The organism is Sphingomonas paludis (assembly GCF_053502515.1).
Genome location: NZ_CP187558.1, coordinates 2,601,911 through 2,618,330, shown reverse-complemented (window position 1 = coordinate 2,618,330; position 16,420 = coordinate 2,601,911). Strand labels below are relative to the sequence as shown.

Sequence of the window (16,420 nt, the reverse complement as noted above, 5' to 3'; positions counted from 1 at the left end):
ACCATGCGCCGCACCGCGTTGATTTCATGCCTGTTCCTGGTGGCCGGATGCGTGGCGACGCCCGACCGGGCCGGGCAGGATGCGGCCGAGGTGACGCCGCGCGCGACGCCGGTGGGCGAGCCGGTGTCGTGCATTTCCACCATCCGCCTGCGCCAGACGCAGGTGCGGTCCGACCGGGTGGTGGATTTCGAGATGCTGGGCGGCGAGGTCTATCGCAACACGCTGCCCAATCGCTGTCCGCAACTGGCGGTCGAGCGGCGCTTTGCCTATGAACCGCGGGTCAACCAGCTGTGTTCGGTGGACATCATCCGCGTACTGACCAATCAGGGCGGGGGGTTGCAACCGCTGGGCGCGTGCGGGCTGGGCAATTTCCAGCGGGTGGAGATCGAAGGACGGCGACGCTAAAACAGGCTGGCGCGGCGCGGAATGCTCTGCTAACCGGCCTGACCACGCACCCATAGCTCAGCTGGATAGAGCGCTGCCCTCCGAAGGCAGAGGCCAGAGGTTCGAATCCTCTTGGGTGCGCCATTTTTCAATGACTTAGACTGCCTAATTTAGCGCTGCACGGAAAAGATACGGAAAAGCTAAGTCACCGCAGGGGCTGTCCGCGATGTCGGCTGAATGGGTTCAAGCGATTGCTGGCGTTGCTACAATGCTTGCCGCCATCGCCGCTTTAATCATTGCTGCTAAAACGCCTCGCTTAGCGGCCCAATGGGCCGAGCAATATCGCAGGGAAACCGCAGAGGCCGACGCGAAACGTCAAATCCAGCTGAACGTGTTTTACGCGCTGATGAAGTCTCGTGTCGAAATATTAAATGTCGATGCACGTGCTGCTATCAATTTGGTTGATGTTGTATTTTCCGATAATTTAGAAGTCCGGAGCGCTCGTAACCTTTTCATTCAGGCATCTTTGAAAGAGCCATTTGAGCCTAACGTTATGGTTGAGCGATACCATCAATTAATTGAATCCGTCGCGCGCGCGGTAGGGCTTGGATCGGCGATCAATGGCTTTGATATCCGACAGGGTTACTATCCTGAAGCCATGGCTAAACTCGATCAGGCCGCTGTGGCGGACGCTGAAGCTCGACTGGCCGCAGTTGCAGCAGCTAAGGCCAAAGTCGATCAAAGCTAGCGCCCAGCCTGTCGCCCTTGCACATAGGCCGCGCGGCGGTCCCTCTCGACAATGACTTGCGCCGCGCCGCTGCGGCTCTCGGCTTGGATTTGCTCCCAGAACTCCGGCGTCAGCAGATTGCCCTTGATGACGTAGGTGTTGCCAGCGCCGCCGCCTTTAGGATCGACCGTCACCCGCTCGCCAGACGAAACCATCGCCTGCGGAATATCATTGATAGAGAGCACGTTGCGGTCAACGCCCGGTGCGCCGCCAACCATGAAGGAACCGCCGTTTGCGAAGCCTGGCAACTTAGGCGTTGACGTTGGCAGCGGCTGATCGCCCGGCAGGATGCCGCTTGTGCTGCCACCCAGAATGCCCCCGAGCGAATTACCCAAGGCGCTAACAATGCTCCTTTGAAGGGCAATCCGCAGAAGATCCCGGATGATCTGATCGGCCACATTCTTGAACACATCCGCCAGTGACCGCGCACCAGTGATAGCATCCGCAATGCCGTCAGTCACAGAACCCAGCCCATCGGCGGCAACTCGCTGATACGCCTCGTTCAATTCCTCTGCCGTGCGCGGCAACTCATCAATGTAACGACCGAGCGGGCCAAGATTGCGGCGCTGAACCTGTGCCTGATCGCCAGAGCGAAGCCCGTCCAGTGCGTCCATGCGCTGCTTGGCGATAGCCCTTTCCACCTTTGAGCCGTGTTCAAGGTCTAGGATCGCTTGAAGGGTGGCGCGCTCGCGCTGATAGCCTAGGTCGACTAGCGCCGCCTCAATCCGCGCCCGCTCCGCAGCAGAACGCGCGCCCTCCAATTCGTGCCGTAACACCTCCGCGCGCAAATCGAACGCTGCATTGGCCAGGTCCAGGCCCTCGCGCATCAGCCGTTCGTCAAGCTGGCGGTTGACTAGACCGGCCTGCATCTCTGCGTTCTGATCGAATTGCAACCGCAGCGCCTCTGCCTGCGCAGCGGTCAATTCGCCTTCAGCGACACGGCGGGCAAGCGTAGTCTCAAACCCGTCGCGTTCCATCGCCAGCCTTTGATGCTCGAACATTGCCTGTTCGCGCAAATCGACTGACATTTCCTGACGCAGCGAAAGCTCCTGTTCCTGAAGCCGGGCAAGGTCGTCCTGAAACCGCTCTAGGTTACGCTGCGCTTCCTGTGCGCGGCGTTCGGCTTCGCGGGCCGCGTTGCTGCCGCTTCGCCCCCCAGTCGTGCTAGCTGGCGTCGGAAACGCGGCGCCCTGTCGTGCTGCCTCTGCCTTGCGGGCGGATGCGAACGTGCGCGCGACGGGTTGCGCCGCCCGTGCCTGTGCCTCCCGATAATACATTTCGCGGGCACCCTTGGCCGCATCTCCGCTGGCCTCGCCTCCCCAAGGCGTCCAGCCGATGCTGGCGCGCACCGCTTGCTTGAACTTGAATGCCCATTCATCCAATTTGCTGATCGCACCGCCGATGCCCACTGCGATCTGGCCGAAGCCGTTGGCCAGCGAAGTCAGGGCGTCGGCATTGTCGGCAATTGATGCGGCGAAACTCGCGTCAAGGATCAGCCGCATCCGGTCTAGCGCGTCGTTCGCTGGCCCGGCCTTCCGCAACACGCCTTCGTCAATGACGATGCCATAACGGTTCGCCTCGTCTGCTATCGACCTGAAGCCTTGCGACCCTTCGCCCATCAGGGCCGTGAGCGTAGCGGCCGACTTGCCGAACACCTGAAGCGCAATGGCATTGCGCTGGGCAACGGAGGGCAACTTGGCCAGTCCGTCCATGGTCTGCCGAAGCGCCGTGTCGAAATCGCGCGACGTGACGCCAAGGCTGGCCAGCAAGTCGGCCTGCTTCTTGCTGCCTGACTCGGCCAAACCAAGGGTGCGGGCGAACTTGCCGACTGCGTCGTCCGCCGTCGCAACGTCCGATCCGCTCATCTGTGCGGCATAGCGGAACTCTTGAATGGCCTTGGTCGATGCGCCGGTTCGGTCGGCCAAATCGACAATGGCGTCGCTATAGTCGAGAGCGGCTTTAGCGGCTGTCAGGAAACCCGACGCCAACCCGGCAACCGCCAGCCCTTTGAGCGTGTTGCTCAACTGGGTCGTCGCGGTCGTAAACTCTTTCTGGATCCCCTGCGCTTCCCGGCGCGCGATAACACGCGCTTTCTTTGCGCCCGCCTCGAACTGTGCCGAATCCAGCCCAAGGGATACTCTAAGCGCCCCGATCAAACCGGTCATTTCATGTTCGCTTTGTTCATTTGATCCGCTCCGCTGGCGGGAAAGGTTAGGGGGCGGTTCAAGCCAACCGCCCCCCGGCGTAATGAGGGAGAAGCGGTCCCGTTACGCCTTCACGCCGATCAGCTTGCAGAAGCTCGCTTCGCGCGTGAAAGCCACGTCCGCGCGCATACGTGCCCAAAAGCCGACCTGTCCGTTGGCCGCGAAAGTCTGGTCCAGGCGGATGATGGTCAACTGTTCCCGGATGGCCAGAATCGCGTCGGCAAAATTGCCCATCAGGACGGTTGAACAGATGCCCGCCGCCGTGCCCTGCGTCTGATCGATGGGCACGGCGGTTGTCGCCAGCTTGGGCATGGATGCCACCGGCTCAGGCGCGACAAGCGGCTGGTTCGTCGTATCCTTCAGCTTGCGATAGGTGCGGGCCGTGCGGGGATGCCAGATTGCCGCCGTGGCCGGTCCCGCGTTGTCCAGCTCCATTTCGTAAACCATGTCTAGCAGGTCGTCGTAATTGTCCGGCGTCCCGCCATCGGTGCCCATCGAAACGCTATTGATCGAGCGTCCGAACAGGCCCGCCGGCTCAAGCCCGCCAGCGCCGAACATAGCCGCCCGGTCCAACTCGGTCGAAAGCGCGCCGATCAGGGCCGTTTCCAGGATTTCAGCGATGTTCACGCCGTCCTGCAAAAGCTCGTAAGGCACCTTAACAAGCGTCGAAAGCGAACGGGCGTTCATGCTGATTGCGCCGAATAGCGCATCGCTGTCGCCGATGCTGGCATTCTCAGTGCGCCAGGTCGCGGTCGGGTCGCCTTCAAGCCGGACGATCTTCACGTTGGCTTCGTCCAGCGTCATCGTCCGCGCGCCAGCCTCGACAAAGACCGATCGTGCCCGCAGCTTGTCGATGAACTCGCTCATCAGCATCTCTGGCACGGTATAGCCGCCCGCCGTATCGGTGCCGCTTTCCAGCGCGTTGCGCACTTGATGGTTGCGGGGGCCGACAAGCATTCCCTCCAGCAGCGCGCCAACGCTGATATCGGGGCGCGGCTTATCGGCGCTCAACTTTTCGTCGGGCTTCAGCAGGCGGATGGGTTCTTTCGTGCGGGCGTTGATCCAGCCCGAATCGGTCCCGGCTTCGCCAAAGCGGCCCGCGCCCTTCAGCGCCTCCAGTGCAGCGACTTGATTGCTGATCGTGCCGTCGCAGATATCCAGGAAGGCCAGTGCCGCGTCATAGGCGGGCTGGTCGCGCTCCGGGTTCCAGTCGGGCTTGTCGGTATGATTGGCGATCCAGCTCGCCGCCTCTTGCCGAATGCGGCGAAAGTCAGCGACGTGTGCGCCGTTGGACTTCGCTTTTTCCAGCTTGGCGTGAAGCGTATCGAACGTGTCGCCCGCAACCGCCTTCAGCTTGCCGCCGTGCCGGGCCATGATCTCGCGGCATTCCTGAAGGCCGCGCGTCGTGTGAGTAGTCATGTGATTGTGTCCCTGAACGCCGACGCCCATCTGTCGCGTCGGCACGTTGATCCCTGAGGCAAAAGCCCCAACTCGTGCCGACGCCAGGGCCATGAACAGGGGTCCAAGGTGGAGGCGTCACCGCGCTTTAACCGGAAGGGCCGGGAAGCGCGCCAATCGCCAAAAGCTAAAGCACAAGATGGCGAAAAAGTCAATCGCCGTCATCATCGAACAGGTGCAGTGCCACGTCTGCAAAATACTGTTTCGTGCGCTCGGCCCCGATATCCTTCAGCGTTATTCCAGCCGCTACAGCGATCAGGGCTTGCACCACTTCGCTAGAGCTTGCGCCCAGGTCGATCAGCCTTTGCGCGAACGCCTCCGTTGCATTTTGAACGGTCAATGTCGGCTTGTCGGTCATGTCTGTGTCTCCAAAAATGGGCTTATGCGGCTGGTTCGAACTCACGCTGCGACCATGGCCGATCCGGGTTGCCGTGGTGATGCTCGCTGCACCACCGTTCGTGTTCGGTGCGGTTGTCCCAAGCGTCCATGATCTGCGCCCGGCACCGCTCCCAATCGGCGCGCATCGCCGCCACAACGGTTGCTTGTTCCTCTGGCGATAGCTGATTCCAATGGTCGCTACTGGCGAACTGCCCGCAATAGCCGCAGCCGTTAATCAGGGCCGATCCGGGGCCGTGAAAGTGGTCGTCCAGCTCTTCGCTGTCGAGCTGCTTCCGGGCTTTGCCCGCGCGTCGCTTAACCGGCATGGGTCTTTCTCCTGTTCGATTGAAGGGCAGGGGGTCGGGGGCTTTCGGCTGGTGCGCCAGCGTCCAGGTCAAGCTCGCGCACAAGGCGGGCAAAGGCGACGCGCGCATCCCGTTCCATGGCAACGCATGGATGCGCCCGGATAACGCCGCGTTCGTCGGTGAAGGTGAGCGCGCCATGGTCGGCCAGTGTCGCCCGCGCCTGTTGCATCCGGTCCCATGCTTCAGCCGCCGATTGCAGCAGGCGAAGGTGATGCGGTTCCAAGGTGTAATCGCGCAGCACCTCGCGCCACCATGCCGCCGCGTCGGGGGATAGGTGTTCGGGCGGTTCGCGCCGATCTGTGTCAGTCATGTTTGCCTCCAATGCTTCGCGCGGAACCAACCGGGGCAACGCGCATGGTTTTGTCAGTCCCGCATCGGTTTCCCGAATGACGGCCCCAGGGTTCGGATGGCCCCCCGGTCATGCCGCTGCACTCAGGATCGATGCGAGCGAACGGCGGTAGCGATCAGGCAAGCCGCGCCCGCCAATGAACTTGGACAGGGTGCCGCCAGGGATGCCAGCTTGGCGGGCAAGGCTGGTCTGCGTTCCGGCTGGCGATGCGCTCAGGCGATGGCGCAAACTCTCGCGCAACGCGTCCAAGTCGACGCCGTTTGCAAAATCCGCGAAAGCGCCATTCGCATAATCGGCCTGTTTCCGTTGACTGGAATTGCCCTCGTTCGGCCCCTGCCCCTGGCTAACTACTTGTGTAGCAATATTTGAGCATGAAACGGCTTTGGAAACGTCGCTCGTTTCCGTGTCTCCCGTCCCAATATTTGCGACCGGGGCATTCTCGTTTCCATGTTTCCGCGCAATATTTGCGACGGCACCGCTCAATTTTTGCGACGGAAAATCTTTTCCAATCGGCTCCCATTTTTCAAAGTCGCGGGTCGGGGGATAGCCGGGCGCGCCGACCCATGTCAGCCGCCATTGCGTTGCTTTACTGGCCGATCCCCTGAAATAGCCCTTCTCGGTCGGTGCGATGAAGCCATGTTGCTCTAGCTCGGCAAGGCACCTGTGCGCCGTGTTTGTGCTTAGGCCGGTTTCCAGTGCCGCCTTGCGGGCGGACATGAACAGCTCCCCATTGTGCCCGCCCTTGTCCATCCGCGCCAAGGCGATCAGCACCTTGACCGCGTTGCCCGACAAGTCGCGCCATGCCTCGCATTGCGTGATCGAATTATACAGGCGGACATGGGCAGGCTCTTGCCGCCGTCCCTTATGGTTGACGTTCTTTGCCATCAGCCATGGTCGCCCGCCTGATCGATGACGGGCCAGCCCATCGCCTTGCTGAGCTGGTCGGCATAGGCGCGGGCGTCGGCATAGGCGCGGAACTCGCGGTCGTGCCCGATGCCTTGCGGTGGCGGATTGACGGTAACGTCAAAGCCATAGCCGAACGGCTCCGGGGTGACGGCGATCAGGTGCGGGGGCTTCACTTGCTGCCCTCCCGCGCCCTTGCGCTCCGGTCGCGCCGTGCCTTTGCTCGCCGCGCCGCCAGCGACACAACGTCCGCATCGGGCGCGCAACACACTCGCCAGCCGTCCGTCATGATCTGGTGACGAAACCGCAGCGCGACATCGGCGGGGATATGAAACCGATATTCCGTCCCCCCGGACGTGAAGGTCACGAGCATCCGCCCGGTCGTCGCGTCGATATCCGCTGCCTCAGTATAGATGATGCCGGTCATTGCCCGGCCTCCCGTTCCCCGGCGAACAGCTCGGCCATGGTAACGCCAGACGCATCGGCGGTCGCCAGCATGGCCCGGCATTGAATTAAGCGGATCAGGTTGCGGGCGTTGTCGATGAAGTCGCCCAGCCCCTCCAAGCCGTCGAGCAGGCTTTGCACGGGCGGTTCGTTTGTCCGGTCCATTTCTCGAATGATATCGGCCAACGCCACCCGGTCATGGGTTCCGGCAAACAGGATGATGCGGAACGTGTCGCGCCAATCGTCCCACTTCGCCGCGATCTGTTGAAACTCGGCCTTATCGAACAGCGGGCCAAAGCTCGCTTCCAATTCGGCCATCACGGTATCGTCTGGCGTTTCGTCAGACTTTGGGGTAGGGACCATGGTGTCGCCCGCAACAGTGACACCGGCCCCTGCGCTTCCCGCGCGGGGGTCATCTTTTTGGGTCATGCGGCGCGCTCCCGCGCTTCAATCCGCGACTGAATCCAGGCGTCAATGTCCTGAACTGGCCAAGCGTTGATGCGCCCGCCAATCTTTACGGGTTTCGGAAAGTCGCCCTCTGCCATCAAGTTATAGAGCGCCGACCGTGAAAGCGCCGTGCGGCCCATCACGTCGGGGAGTCTGAGTAGCTGCATCGGTATGGCTCCGTTCTGTTGAACGGCGCTCTATTTATCTGGACGCTGGGACGCGTTCCAAAGGAGAAAACGGGCTATTCAACCGCCCCATTTTTTCCATCGCATTTTGCAGGGATAATCTTAATGACTGCCCCGGACGCCAAAGGATCTATACCCTTGCGGCGCTCATCAATCGCCAGTTTGGCGGCACTCTCAGCACTAGCGCGCAATCCTGTTGCAGCAAATACATCTGCGAGAAACTCGACGAACGGTCCATAAGCCTTGGCACTTTGGTGATCGGTTCTTACGGTCGCGCGCTGATTGGTCAGACTTTCAAAATTGTGGATCGCGACATGGGCGACGTGATTAGCCCCGACGCTTGGTTTGCGGCCTTGCCTCGGTTCGCTAGGCGACAAGTCATCTAAGGCCGCTGCCGCCGCTTCGCCTAAACGCCGCACATCAAACTGAACCGACGTGATCGACCAAGCAGGTTGGCACTGCCTTTCTCCGCGGGGGTTGGCTCGGATATCGATTTCGCTCCGGCTGTCGAGATGCATTGTCTCGATATGGTTATACAATTGCGCTGTCAGCTTCATGAGCTTTTCCAGCTCTCGGCGCTTCTCATCTTTGCCGCGCGTTAACTTCGCCATCGGCAAATCGTTCATCAAAATAAAGCCGATCTCTAAGCTCATCCAGCGGGCATATCGTTCGACTTCAGCCAACTTACCCTCAGCCAATGGCAATCGCCTCATTGCGGTGGCTAATGCCACTTCGGTTGGTTCCGCTTGCGGATTCATAGTGCCAGCCCCGCCAGCGCCTCAGTCGCCGCTGAATTGCTCCACTGGCCATAATGCCGTTCGATCATCTCGACACTGGTGTCGCTGATCTGTGCGATGGTCAGCAGGGGCAAGCCGCCGCGCGCAAGGTCGGTGATGACGCTATGGCGCAAGGTGTAGGCGGTCACCCCGGCGGGGAGCTTCGCCGCCGTCACCGCGTCGGCAATCGGAACCTTCCAACTGTTCTTGTCCCATGCCGTGCCGTTCGCCCGCATGAACAGGGGAGCGCCGGGGAGCTTCCCCTTCGCCTGTTCCGCGAACAGCTTCGCGGCGGCGGCTGGCAACACCACTTGCCGGGGCTTGCCGTTCTTGTCCTTGCCGATGGTCAACAGGGACGTGCGCTTGTCATAGTCGCCTGCGGTCAGCCCAGCCACCGCGCCGGGGCGAAGGGGCAACAGGCACATGGCCCGAAAGAAAGGCGCGGCCTCCGCTGTCAGCGCCGCTAGGAGGTTCTGGCGCTGCTTTCGGTCAAGATAAAGGGTCCGTTGCCGATCCGCGTTCTCAATCGGCTTCAGCGCCTCTTGCCATGCCGCTTCCGTGCCCGGGTTGCCGGGGGCCAGCACCTTGTTCAAGGCCGCGCGTAGGGGCGTCATGTCCCGATTGATCGATGACGGGGCGCGCTGGCGGGTGATGCGCTCGCCTTCCTTCCTGCGGCTTACCTGCGCCGGGGTAGTCGCCAGCCGCTCGCGCCAGTCGATCAGGTGATGCCTTCGCAGCTTGGCCAGCTTCAGCTTGGCGATGGGGTCGCTATAGACGTAGCGCCGGAACCGGGCTTCGGCATCCGGCCTGTTCTGGCCGTAGCGTCGGCAAGCCTGTTCGACAGTCTCAATTTTGCTTTCGCCACCGCCTTCAATCCGGGTGGCAAAGGATTCGGCCTCCACCTTTGCGAGCGCGAAGCGATCCCGGCTGGGTTCGCTGCCAAAGTCACCCAGCGCCTTCAACTTATAGGCGCGGGCCTGTTCATCATACGCGCGGGCGATCCATGTCCCGGCCCCGCCGCGCGCCGAAGGGCGATAGCCGATGAAACAGCCAGGGCGAAGCCGCTGCCAATAGGGTTCCCGGCTCGGCTTGAGCGCCTCCCGATCCTTCACCTTGCCTAAGTCCATCCCGCTATCTCCCATTCCGTATACGGAAAAAATACGGAAAACATCGCGGGAAATAGGTGGACGCCTAGGGATAATAAGTCAAGCTATTCAGCCGTTTCTGGCATCCGGCAGGGTCCGACAACGTGCTGATAATCTGCCCTCCGAAGGCAGAGGCCAGAGGTTCGAATCCTCTTGGGTGCACCATTTCGGTTCAAAACCACGAACGCCTAGCACCGCCGCCTCTACGCCAGAGGCGGCGGTCAAGGTTCGGAGCAGTTCGCTGCGCTGACCGCGAATGCGGACCTCTGTTTTGCTGACCACTTCGACTCGCTGCGCGACGGCGCGGATATGGTCGCGTGCGAACGACCCATCGTTGTTGCGCAGCTTCTTCCGGGACGCCTTCGCGAACGCCCGAAGGCTTTCCGCTGTGATCGTCGGCCCGATCTTCTCGATGTGCGAGACCGCCCGGTCCGCGTCTCCTCTGGCCTGATCGCGCGTCGCCGCCAGTTCGGCAATGCGATCCTTAAGCGACGGATCGCTCATATCGAGCACGCCGTTCTCGATTGCTTCATAGAGCCGCTTGAGTTTGGCTTCGGCCTCGGTTGCCCGACGCTCAAGATCAGCGACATGAAGTCGGCGCTGGGCCACCCAGTCGTCCCTGCGTTCGAGGATCTGGTCCATCAGCGCTTCCAACCGTGCAGGTTCAAGTAAGCGTTTCTCGATATGCGCGATTACCGCGTCATTCAGCCGGTCCATCGGCACGGTGATGCCAGGGCAGCCCGTCACGCCCTGTCGGGCCTTGGTCGCGCAGGTGTAGTAGCGATATTCCTTGCCGGTGTTGCTGGTGCCGGTGCGCAGCGTCATCGCACCGCCGCAGCACGCGCAGAAACAGATGCCGGTAAGCAGTGTCGGACCACCCACCGCCATCGGCGGCATCATCTTCGGGCTGCGGGCCTTCAATGACCGCTGCACGGTCTCGAACTCGGCCTCGGAGACGATGGCAGGCACCTGCATGATCGCGTGCTCGCTCTCCGGCTTCGGACGCCGGGTCTTGTGGTCGCGCGTATTGAACCGGTGCTGACCGATGTAAGTTGTCCGGGTCAGTATCTGGTGGACAGCACCCACACCCCAGCGCCCGCCGTCACGGGTGCGAATGTTGTTCTCGTTGAGCCAGCTTGCGATCGCCTTGAGCCCCATCGGCCCTCGATCTTCGACCCCGTTCAATGCCATTCGGTAAATGCGCCGCACCGTTTCAGCCTGAATCGGATCGACTTCCAGCGCCTTCTTGATCTTCGCCCCGCGCTGCCCGACTGCCACGATCCGGTAGCCGATCGGTGCCCGTGCGCCATTCCAGAAGCCCTGCCGGGCGTTCTCGTTCATGGCGCGCAGGGTGTGCTTGCCGTTCTCTTTCGACTGATACTCGTCGAACAGGGTCATGATCTGCCGCATCATGACGCTCATCGGATCATCGCCAAGGTCCTGGGTGATCGAGACAAGCCTCACCCCGTTCTTGGCCAGCTTGCGGACATAGAACTCGAATTGGAACTGATCGCGGAAGAAGCGCGAGAAACTGTGAACGACAATGACCGTAAACGCAGGCGGCTTGGTCATTGCCGCTTCGATCATTGCCTGAAATGCAGGTCGGCGATCATCGGTGGCCGTGTTACCCGGTTCAACGAATGTATCCGCAACCTCCCAGCCGCGTGACAGGCAGTAGCTCTCGATCTGGCGACGCTGGTCGGGGATCGAGAGGTCGCTTTCAGCCTGCTTGCTGGTCGAGACGCGCAGATAGAGCGCAGCGCGTTCCGTAGCGGAGACCGACGCCTTGTCCTGATCCGTTCGGCGGGCGGCGCTGGTCATGGCTTGCTACTCCTTACCTCACGGCAACGGACCGAACAGCTTGTCGAGTTCGCTGCGTAGATGGCCTTCGATGACCCGCAGTTCGGCGTCGGTAATCGGAACCTGATCAGGCCAGTCATCGAAGACAGCGATCTCTGTCCCTGCCTTACCCACGCATGCGCGCTGCGGTGGTGCCTGCACGTAGTCATGCAGATCGCCAATGTCTTGCGACCATTTGCGCGGCGCGCGGATCCGGCGTTTGCGTGGCAACGGCATCGGACGATGCTGTCGCCCTCCATCGTTGCGAGCAAACCCTGATTGCCAGCGTAGCGCAGATACGTGCTCACGGCGCTTCCGGCGTGGCCGCCTCCAAACGCTTCTGCACTTCAGGATCGCTTGCCGCCGCAATCAGTGCAGCCCAATCATCAGGCGGGTTGCCGCCGTCTAGCATCTTGCGGAACACGGCATAGGCATCGGACTTCGAGCCATAGGTCCGCAGGGTGTTCTCGTCATTGACCCACGCGAACACGATCACCTTGGCGCTGCTGCTGTATCGGAAAAACAACCGGAACCGCCCGCCGCCGAATTTGGCGCGGAACCAGTGCTTACGTGCATCGCCGAGCGTTCCGCCCTGGCGGTATTCGGGACGGGTGGGATCCTGCGGGATCGTCTCGAACACCAACTGCCGCAGGGCGGCGAGCAGTTTCGCGTTGGCCGACTTGCGCCAGCCACGCGGGTCTTTCGCTCGCGCTTTTTCGACCGCACCCGCCAGCTTCTCGATCTGATCGAGAAACAATGGGTGGGCGAACAGCTGCCACCCGTTCACCTCGAGCATTACAGATCGACGTCGCCGTCGATTGGCGCATTGAGATCGACCTTCATGCCATCGGTCAGCATATTAATACGCTCGGCCAATACAGGCGACAGCGCTGTGACCGCTTCGGGCCGCCGGGCGATGTCATTGGCAAGGAATGCCAGAAACCGGTCGATGGCGGGGTCTTCGTTATCGACCTCCGCGCGGTGGACCGACACGCCGCGCTCGTCGACCCGGAACGCGATCTTGCCGCCATAATCGACGCCAAGCGCGGTCCGGACCGACTTCGGAACCGTGGTCTGGCCCTTGGCGGTGATGGTGCTGATCTCTTCGAGCATTGCGGACATGGCGGTCTCCTACACGCCTGCTGTTTGTAAGGAGATCGCATTACAAAGTCAAGGAGAGAGGAAGAGGGCGGCGGCTGTCGCCGTGACGGTTCGAGTGTCGGGAGAGAGGCTCCCGGCCGGGCCGTCGCGGAGACATCTCATGACACAAGTTCAAGTTCTTGACGCGAGCCCCGACCGGAGCGGTGGCTACAAGGTCGATGTGGGCCGCGGCCAGCGTATTGGGCGAGTATCGTCGGAATGGTTCAGCCGTCCCGCCGATGAGCGCTATTTGTCGCTCGATGCGCTGATGGCGTCGGTGAAGAGCCGGGCCGAGCGCAGCCGAACGCGCACGGTGGAAAGTGCGGCAGTGCGGGTCGAAGCCAGCCGCGACAATGCTGAACGGCTCGATCTGATTCTGCCCGGTGCGGAACAGCCAATTGCACCGACGCATTGGAGCTTCGGCCAGCTGGCAGCTTTGGTCGGCGCGCCAGCGGCATATCTGCGCCAACTTCCGGCTCCCCTCGCCGGCATCAACCTGCAATATGGCTTGACCAACCACCGCGCCGAGCAGGTCAAGACGCTGGAAACCGACGATGGCCGGCTGGAACTGCGCGCCGTCACCGGCCCGGATTACGGCCGCATCTACGACCATGAGCTAGTTGCCGCCGTGCAGCGCATCGCTGGCAACGGCACAGGCGATACGCGCTGGAAAGTGCCCGGCGTGCTCGACTGGTCGACTGGCATTTACAACCCGATGGTCGATATCAGCGCCGACACGACCACGCTTTATGCGTCCGACCGCGACGTGTTCCTGTTCCTGGTCGACGACCTCAACCCGATTGAGGCGGGCAAGCTGCCCGACGGATCGCCCGACCTCTACTTCCGAGGCTTTTATTGCTGGAACAGCGAGGTGGGAGCCAAGACTCTCGGCATCGCCAGCTTCTATCTTCGCGCGGTCTGCCAGAACCGCAATCTCTGGGGCGTCGAGGACTTCGAAGAGATCAGCATCCGGCACAGCAAATACGCCGCCAACCGCTTTGCGTATGAGGCGGCACCGGCGCTGACACGGTTCGCTGATTCCTCGCCACTGCCGTTCGTCAACGGCATCCGACAGGCGCGCGAGCGCATTGTCGCGCGCTCTGACGAAGACCGCACCGATTTCTTGCGCAAGCGCGGGTTCGGCAAAGCCGAGACCGCCAAGATCATCGACACAGTACTGGCCGAGGAAGGCCGCCCGCCCGAGTCTGTGTTCGACTTCGTTCAAGGCATCACCGCCTTTGCGCGGGGCAAGGCGCAGCAGGACGCCCGGCTTGATCTGGAGGGGCGGGCCAAGAAGCTGTTCGACCGGGTGGCGGCATAGCTCTCCTTTTCAACGTCATCCCAGTTTGCGGCGTCGCTCTCTTCAGAGGAAAAGGGCGGCGCTTCGCTTCGTGACGGTTCGAGGTGTCGGGAGAGAGGCTCCCGGCCGGGCCGTCCGGAGAAGTGTCATGCCCAAGTCCAATCCCAAGCTCGCGCTTAGCGTTTCGCGCGATATCCCGTTCGACAAGCTGGTGCTGTCGCAATCCAACGTCCGCCGGATCAAGGCAGGCGTCGGCATCGAAGACCTTGCCGAGGATATCGCCCGGCGCACGCTGTTGCAGTCGCTCACCGTGCGCGCCGTCGTCGATGCCGATGGCAACGAGACCGGCATGTTCGAGGTGCCCTCAGGCGGTCGTCGCTACCGGGCGCTCGAATTGCTGGTGAAGCGCAAGCGCCTCCCGCGCAATGCGCAGGTGCCGTGCATCATCCGCACTGAGGGCGATGCTGAAGAAGACAGCCTGGCCGAGAATATCCAGCGGGCACCGCTGCACCCGCTCGACCAGTTCCGTGCATTTCTGGCGCTCCGCGAGAAGGGTCAGTCCGAGGAGGAGATCGCCGCGCACCAGTTCGTATCGGTGGCGGTGGTCAAGCAGCGCCTGAAGCTCGCCAGCGTGTCGCCGAAGATCCTCGACGCCTATGCCGAGGATGAAATCACGCTCGACCAGTTGATGGCGTTCACGGTCAACGGCGATCATGAGCGTCAGGAGCAGATCTTCGAACGGCTCGCCGGCTCCTACGACAGCCAGCCCTACGCGATCCGCCGGATGCTGACCGAAGGCGCGGTGCGAGCATGCGACAAGCGCGCCCGTTTCATCAACATCGATGCCTATATCGAGGCGGGCGGCGGCGTCATGCGCGACCTGTTTCAGGGAGATGATGGCGGCTGGCTGCAGGATGTCGGCCTGGTCGATCTGATGGTCTCGGAACGGCTTCGCGATGAAGCGATGAAGGTGCAGGCCGAAGGCTGGCGCTGGATCGATGCCGCGCCCGACTTCCCCTATGGCCACACCTATGGGCTTCGCCAGTTGCGCGGCACGCCGGTGGAGATCACCGCCGAAGAACAGGCCACGCGCGACGCGCTCCAGGCCGAATATGATGCACTGGTCGCTGAACACGAAGACCTGCCCGAACTGCCTGATGAAGTCGACGAACGGCTGGGCGAACTGGAAACCGCAATCGAGGCGCTCGATCAGCGACCGCTGGCCTATGACGCCGATGAGGTGACGCAGGCCGGTGCCTTCATCAGCATCGCGCCGGATGGCAGCTTGCGGATCGAGCGCGGTTTCGTTCGGCCCGAGGACGAACTGCCCATCGAGCCCGAGCAAGGTGCTGTTGTGGATGGGGACCACGACCATGCCGACAACGGCACCGACGGCGGCGGCGATCAGGTCGGCATCGACATCGATGTCGAGGTGGCGCCTGAGCCGGAGGAGGATGAAGGCCTGCGCCCAATTCCCGATCGGCTGATGTCCGAACTGACCGCGCACCGCACGCTTGCGCTGCGGGACGCAGTGGCCCGGTCGCCGGAGGTGGCATTCCACGCCTGCCTCCATGCGCTCGTACTGCGGCTGTTCTATCGCTATTCACTCGACAGCTGCCTCGAACTCGACGCCAAGCATGTCGGGTTCGGGCAGCGGGCACCGGGGCTCGGCGATACGGCGCCCGCGCAGTCGATCGATGCGCGGCACCAGGCGCTTGCCGATCTGCTGCCCGCGCAACCCGAGGCGCTGTGGGATGCGCTTGGCGATATGGACGGCGAGCAGCAGAAAGCGCTGTTCGCCCACTGCGTCGCCTGCACGGTCAACGCCATGTTCGAGGCTTACAACCGCAGGCCGCGTGCACTCGCCCATGCCGACCGGCTTGCCCGAGCGGTCGACCTCGACATGGCGGCGGCGGGCTGGACGCCTACGGCAGACACGTTCCTTGGCGGCGTGACCAAGGCGCGCATCTTGCAGGCGGTGGCCGAGGCGAAGGGCGAACGGACGGCTGAAAGCATCGCGCATCTCAAGAAGTCGGACATGGCGGCGCGCGCCGCTGTGCTGCTCGAAGGCAGCGGCTGGTTGCCCGAACCGCTCCGCACGCCCGGTCGCGCCATTCCAACGCCGGTCGAGAGTGAGGGCGAGTCGCCCGCCGATGAGGCCATTGTCGATACTGATGACAATGGCGAAGCGCCGTCGGCGGCAGATGACGGCGCACGGTCCGTGGCGGACGAAGCGCCGATCGACGACAATGCCGAGGCCGAGGGCGACACCCCCTTCGCCGTCGCCGCCGAGTAGGTCGCGCTCCCCAGACCCGC

20 protein-coding genes, 2 tRNA genes and 1 pseudogene are annotated in these 16,420 nt (G+C 62.4%); 7 read left to right on the top strand and 16 right to left on the bottom strand.

The window, feature by feature from the left end; translation table 11 throughout:
- Nucleotides 1-3: 3 nt before the first annotated feature.
- The 3 genes from ACPVPU_RS12650 to ACPVPU_RS12640 all read left to right on the top strand — a co-directional run bounded on the left by ACPVPU_RS12650 (nucleotide 4) and on the right by ACPVPU_RS12640 (nucleotide 1,132).
- Nucleotides 4-405, top strand: a complete 402-nt coding sequence (locus ACPVPU_RS12650; protein WP_448658304.1) for a hypothetical protein — start codon at nucleotides 4-6, stop codon at nucleotides 403-405.
- Nucleotides 406-451: 46 nt separating this feature from the next.
- A tRNA-Arg gene (locus tag ACPVPU_RS12645) sits at nucleotides 452-528 on the top strand.
- Nucleotides 529-610: 82 nt separating this feature from the next.
- On the top strand, nucleotides 611-1,132 hold the full coding sequence (locus ACPVPU_RS12640) for a DUF6680 family protein (protein ID WP_448658303.1): 522 nt from the start codon (nucleotides 611-613) through the stop codon (nucleotides 1,130-1,132).
- Here ACPVPU_RS12640 and ACPVPU_RS12635 read toward each other — a convergent pair.
- From ACPVPU_RS12635 to ACPVPU_RS12580, 12 genes are all read right to left on the bottom strand, one after another.
- Complete coding sequence (locus ACPVPU_RS12635; RefSeq protein ID WP_448658302.1) at nucleotides 1,129-3,336, bottom strand: hypothetical protein; 2,208 nt, start codon at nucleotides 3,334-3,336, stop codon at nucleotides 1,129-1,131. The genes ACPVPU_RS12640 and ACPVPU_RS12635 overlap by 4 nt on opposite strands.
- Nucleotides 3,337-3,438: 102 nt before the next feature.
- Nucleotides 3,439-4,794, bottom strand: a complete 1,356-nt coding sequence (locus ACPVPU_RS12630; RefSeq protein ID WP_448658301.1) for a phage major capsid protein — start codon at nucleotides 4,792-4,794, stop codon at nucleotides 3,439-3,441.
- Between the two features lie 190 nt (nucleotides 4,795-4,984).
- A complete protein-coding gene (locus ACPVPU_RS12625; RefSeq protein ID WP_448658300.1) occupies nucleotides 4,985-5,191 on the bottom strand; it encodes a hypothetical protein in 207 nt (68 codons plus the stop codon).
- Nucleotides 5,192-5,213: 22 nt separating this feature from the next.
- Complete coding sequence (locus tag ACPVPU_RS12620; protein ID WP_448658299.1) at nucleotides 5,214-5,537, bottom strand: hypothetical protein; 324 nt, start codon at nucleotides 5,535-5,537, stop codon at nucleotides 5,214-5,216.
- Nucleotides 5,527-5,886: a P27 family phage terminase small subunit gene (locus ACPVPU_RS12615; RefSeq protein WP_448658298.1), complete on the bottom strand. Its 360-nt coding sequence runs from the start codon at nucleotides 5,884-5,886 to the stop codon at nucleotides 5,527-5,529. The genes ACPVPU_RS12620 and ACPVPU_RS12615 overlap by 11 nt, the downstream gene beginning before the upstream one ends.
- 108 nt (nucleotides 5,887-5,994) lie before the next feature.
- A complete protein-coding gene (locus tag ACPVPU_RS12610) occupies nucleotides 5,995-6,810 on the bottom strand; it encodes a helix-turn-helix domain-containing protein (protein WP_448658297.1) in 816 nt (271 codons plus the stop codon).
- On the bottom strand, nucleotides 6,810-7,004 hold the full coding sequence (locus tag ACPVPU_RS12605) for a hypothetical protein (RefSeq protein WP_448658296.1): 195 nt from the start codon (nucleotides 7,002-7,004) through the stop codon (nucleotides 6,810-6,812). The genes ACPVPU_RS12610 and ACPVPU_RS12605 overlap by 1 nt, the downstream gene beginning before the upstream one ends.
- On the bottom strand, nucleotides 7,001-7,255 hold the full coding sequence (locus ACPVPU_RS12600; protein ID WP_448658295.1) for a hypothetical protein: 255 nt from the start codon (nucleotides 7,253-7,255) through the stop codon (nucleotides 7,001-7,003). The genes ACPVPU_RS12605 and ACPVPU_RS12600 overlap by 4 nt, the downstream gene beginning before the upstream one ends.
- A complete protein-coding gene (locus ACPVPU_RS12595; protein WP_448658294.1) occupies nucleotides 7,252-7,590 on the bottom strand; it encodes a hypothetical protein in 339 nt (112 codons plus the stop codon). Before ACPVPU_RS12595 ends, ACPVPU_RS12600 begins: the two co-directional genes overlap by 4 nt.
- A gap of 107 nt (nucleotides 7,591-7,697) precedes the next feature.
- Nucleotides 7,698-7,886: a helix-turn-helix transcriptional regulator gene (locus ACPVPU_RS12590; RefSeq protein WP_448658293.1), complete on the bottom strand. Its 189-nt coding sequence runs from the start codon at nucleotides 7,884-7,886 to the stop codon at nucleotides 7,698-7,700.
- A 74-nt stretch (nucleotides 7,887-7,960) separates the two neighbouring features.
- Entirely contained in the window at nucleotides 7,961-8,557 is a 597-nt protein-coding gene (locus ACPVPU_RS12585; protein ID WP_448658292.1) for a hypothetical protein, read from the bottom strand.
- 101 nt (nucleotides 8,558-8,658) lie between these two features.
- Nucleotides 8,659-9,807 (bottom strand): tyrosine-type recombinase/integrase, encoded by a 1,149-nt coding sequence (locus tag ACPVPU_RS12580; RefSeq protein ID WP_448658291.1) that lies wholly within the window; start codon nucleotides 9,805-9,807, stop codon nucleotides 8,659-8,661.
- 100 nt (nucleotides 9,808-9,907) lie between these two features.
- Here ACPVPU_RS12580 and ACPVPU_RS12575 point away from each other — a divergent pair.
- Both ACPVPU_RS12575 and ACPVPU_RS12570 read left to right on the top strand, forming a co-directional pair.
- Nucleotides 9,908-9,990 (top strand) — tRNA-OTHER (locus ACPVPU_RS12575).
- Nucleotides 9,991-10,239: 249 nt separating this feature from the next.
- Nucleotides 10,240-10,497, top strand: a complete 258-nt coding sequence (locus ACPVPU_RS12570) for a hypothetical protein (RefSeq protein ID WP_448658290.1) — start codon at nucleotides 10,240-10,242, stop codon at nucleotides 10,495-10,497.
- A gap of 69 nt (nucleotides 10,498-10,566) precedes the next feature.
- Here the strand turns inward: ACPVPU_RS12570 and ACPVPU_RS12565 are convergent.
- The 4 genes and pseudogenes from ACPVPU_RS12565 to ACPVPU_RS12550 form a co-directional block, all read right to left on the bottom strand.
- Nucleotides 10,567-11,646: pseudogene (locus ACPVPU_RS12565) on the bottom strand (recombinase family protein); the annotation flags it as partial.
- A gap of 18 nt (nucleotides 11,647-11,664) precedes the next feature.
- Complete coding sequence (locus tag ACPVPU_RS12560) at nucleotides 11,665-11,901, bottom strand: hypothetical protein (protein ID WP_448658289.1); 237 nt, start codon at nucleotides 11,899-11,901, stop codon at nucleotides 11,665-11,667.
- Between the two features lie 67 nt (nucleotides 11,902-11,968).
- A complete protein-coding gene (locus tag ACPVPU_RS12555) occupies nucleotides 11,969-12,460 on the bottom strand; it encodes a type II toxin-antitoxin system YhaV family toxin (protein WP_448658288.1) in 492 nt (163 codons plus the stop codon).
- On the bottom strand, nucleotides 12,460-12,786 hold the full coding sequence (locus ACPVPU_RS12550) for a type II toxin-antitoxin system PrlF family antitoxin (RefSeq protein ID WP_448658287.1): 327 nt from the start codon (nucleotides 12,784-12,786) through the stop codon (nucleotides 12,460-12,462). Before ACPVPU_RS12550 ends, ACPVPU_RS12555 begins: the two co-directional genes overlap by 1 nt.
- Before the next feature lie 139 nt (nucleotides 12,787-12,925).
- Here ACPVPU_RS12550 and ACPVPU_RS12545 point away from each other — a divergent pair, with 139 nt between their 5' ends.
- Together ACPVPU_RS12545 and ACPVPU_RS12540 are read left to right on the top strand one after the other, a co-directional pair.
- Nucleotides 12,926-14,125: a DUF932 domain-containing protein gene (locus ACPVPU_RS12545; RefSeq protein WP_448660515.1), complete on the top strand. Its 1,200-nt coding sequence runs from the start codon at nucleotides 12,926-12,928 to the stop codon at nucleotides 14,123-14,125.
- A gap of 127 nt (nucleotides 14,126-14,252) precedes the next feature.
- Nucleotides 14,253-16,400, top strand: a complete 2,148-nt coding sequence (locus tag ACPVPU_RS12540; RefSeq protein ID WP_448658286.1) for a ParB/RepB/Spo0J family partition protein — start codon at nucleotides 14,253-14,255, stop codon at nucleotides 16,398-16,400.
- The last annotated feature ends 20 nt before the right edge of the window (nucleotides 16,401-16,420 follow it).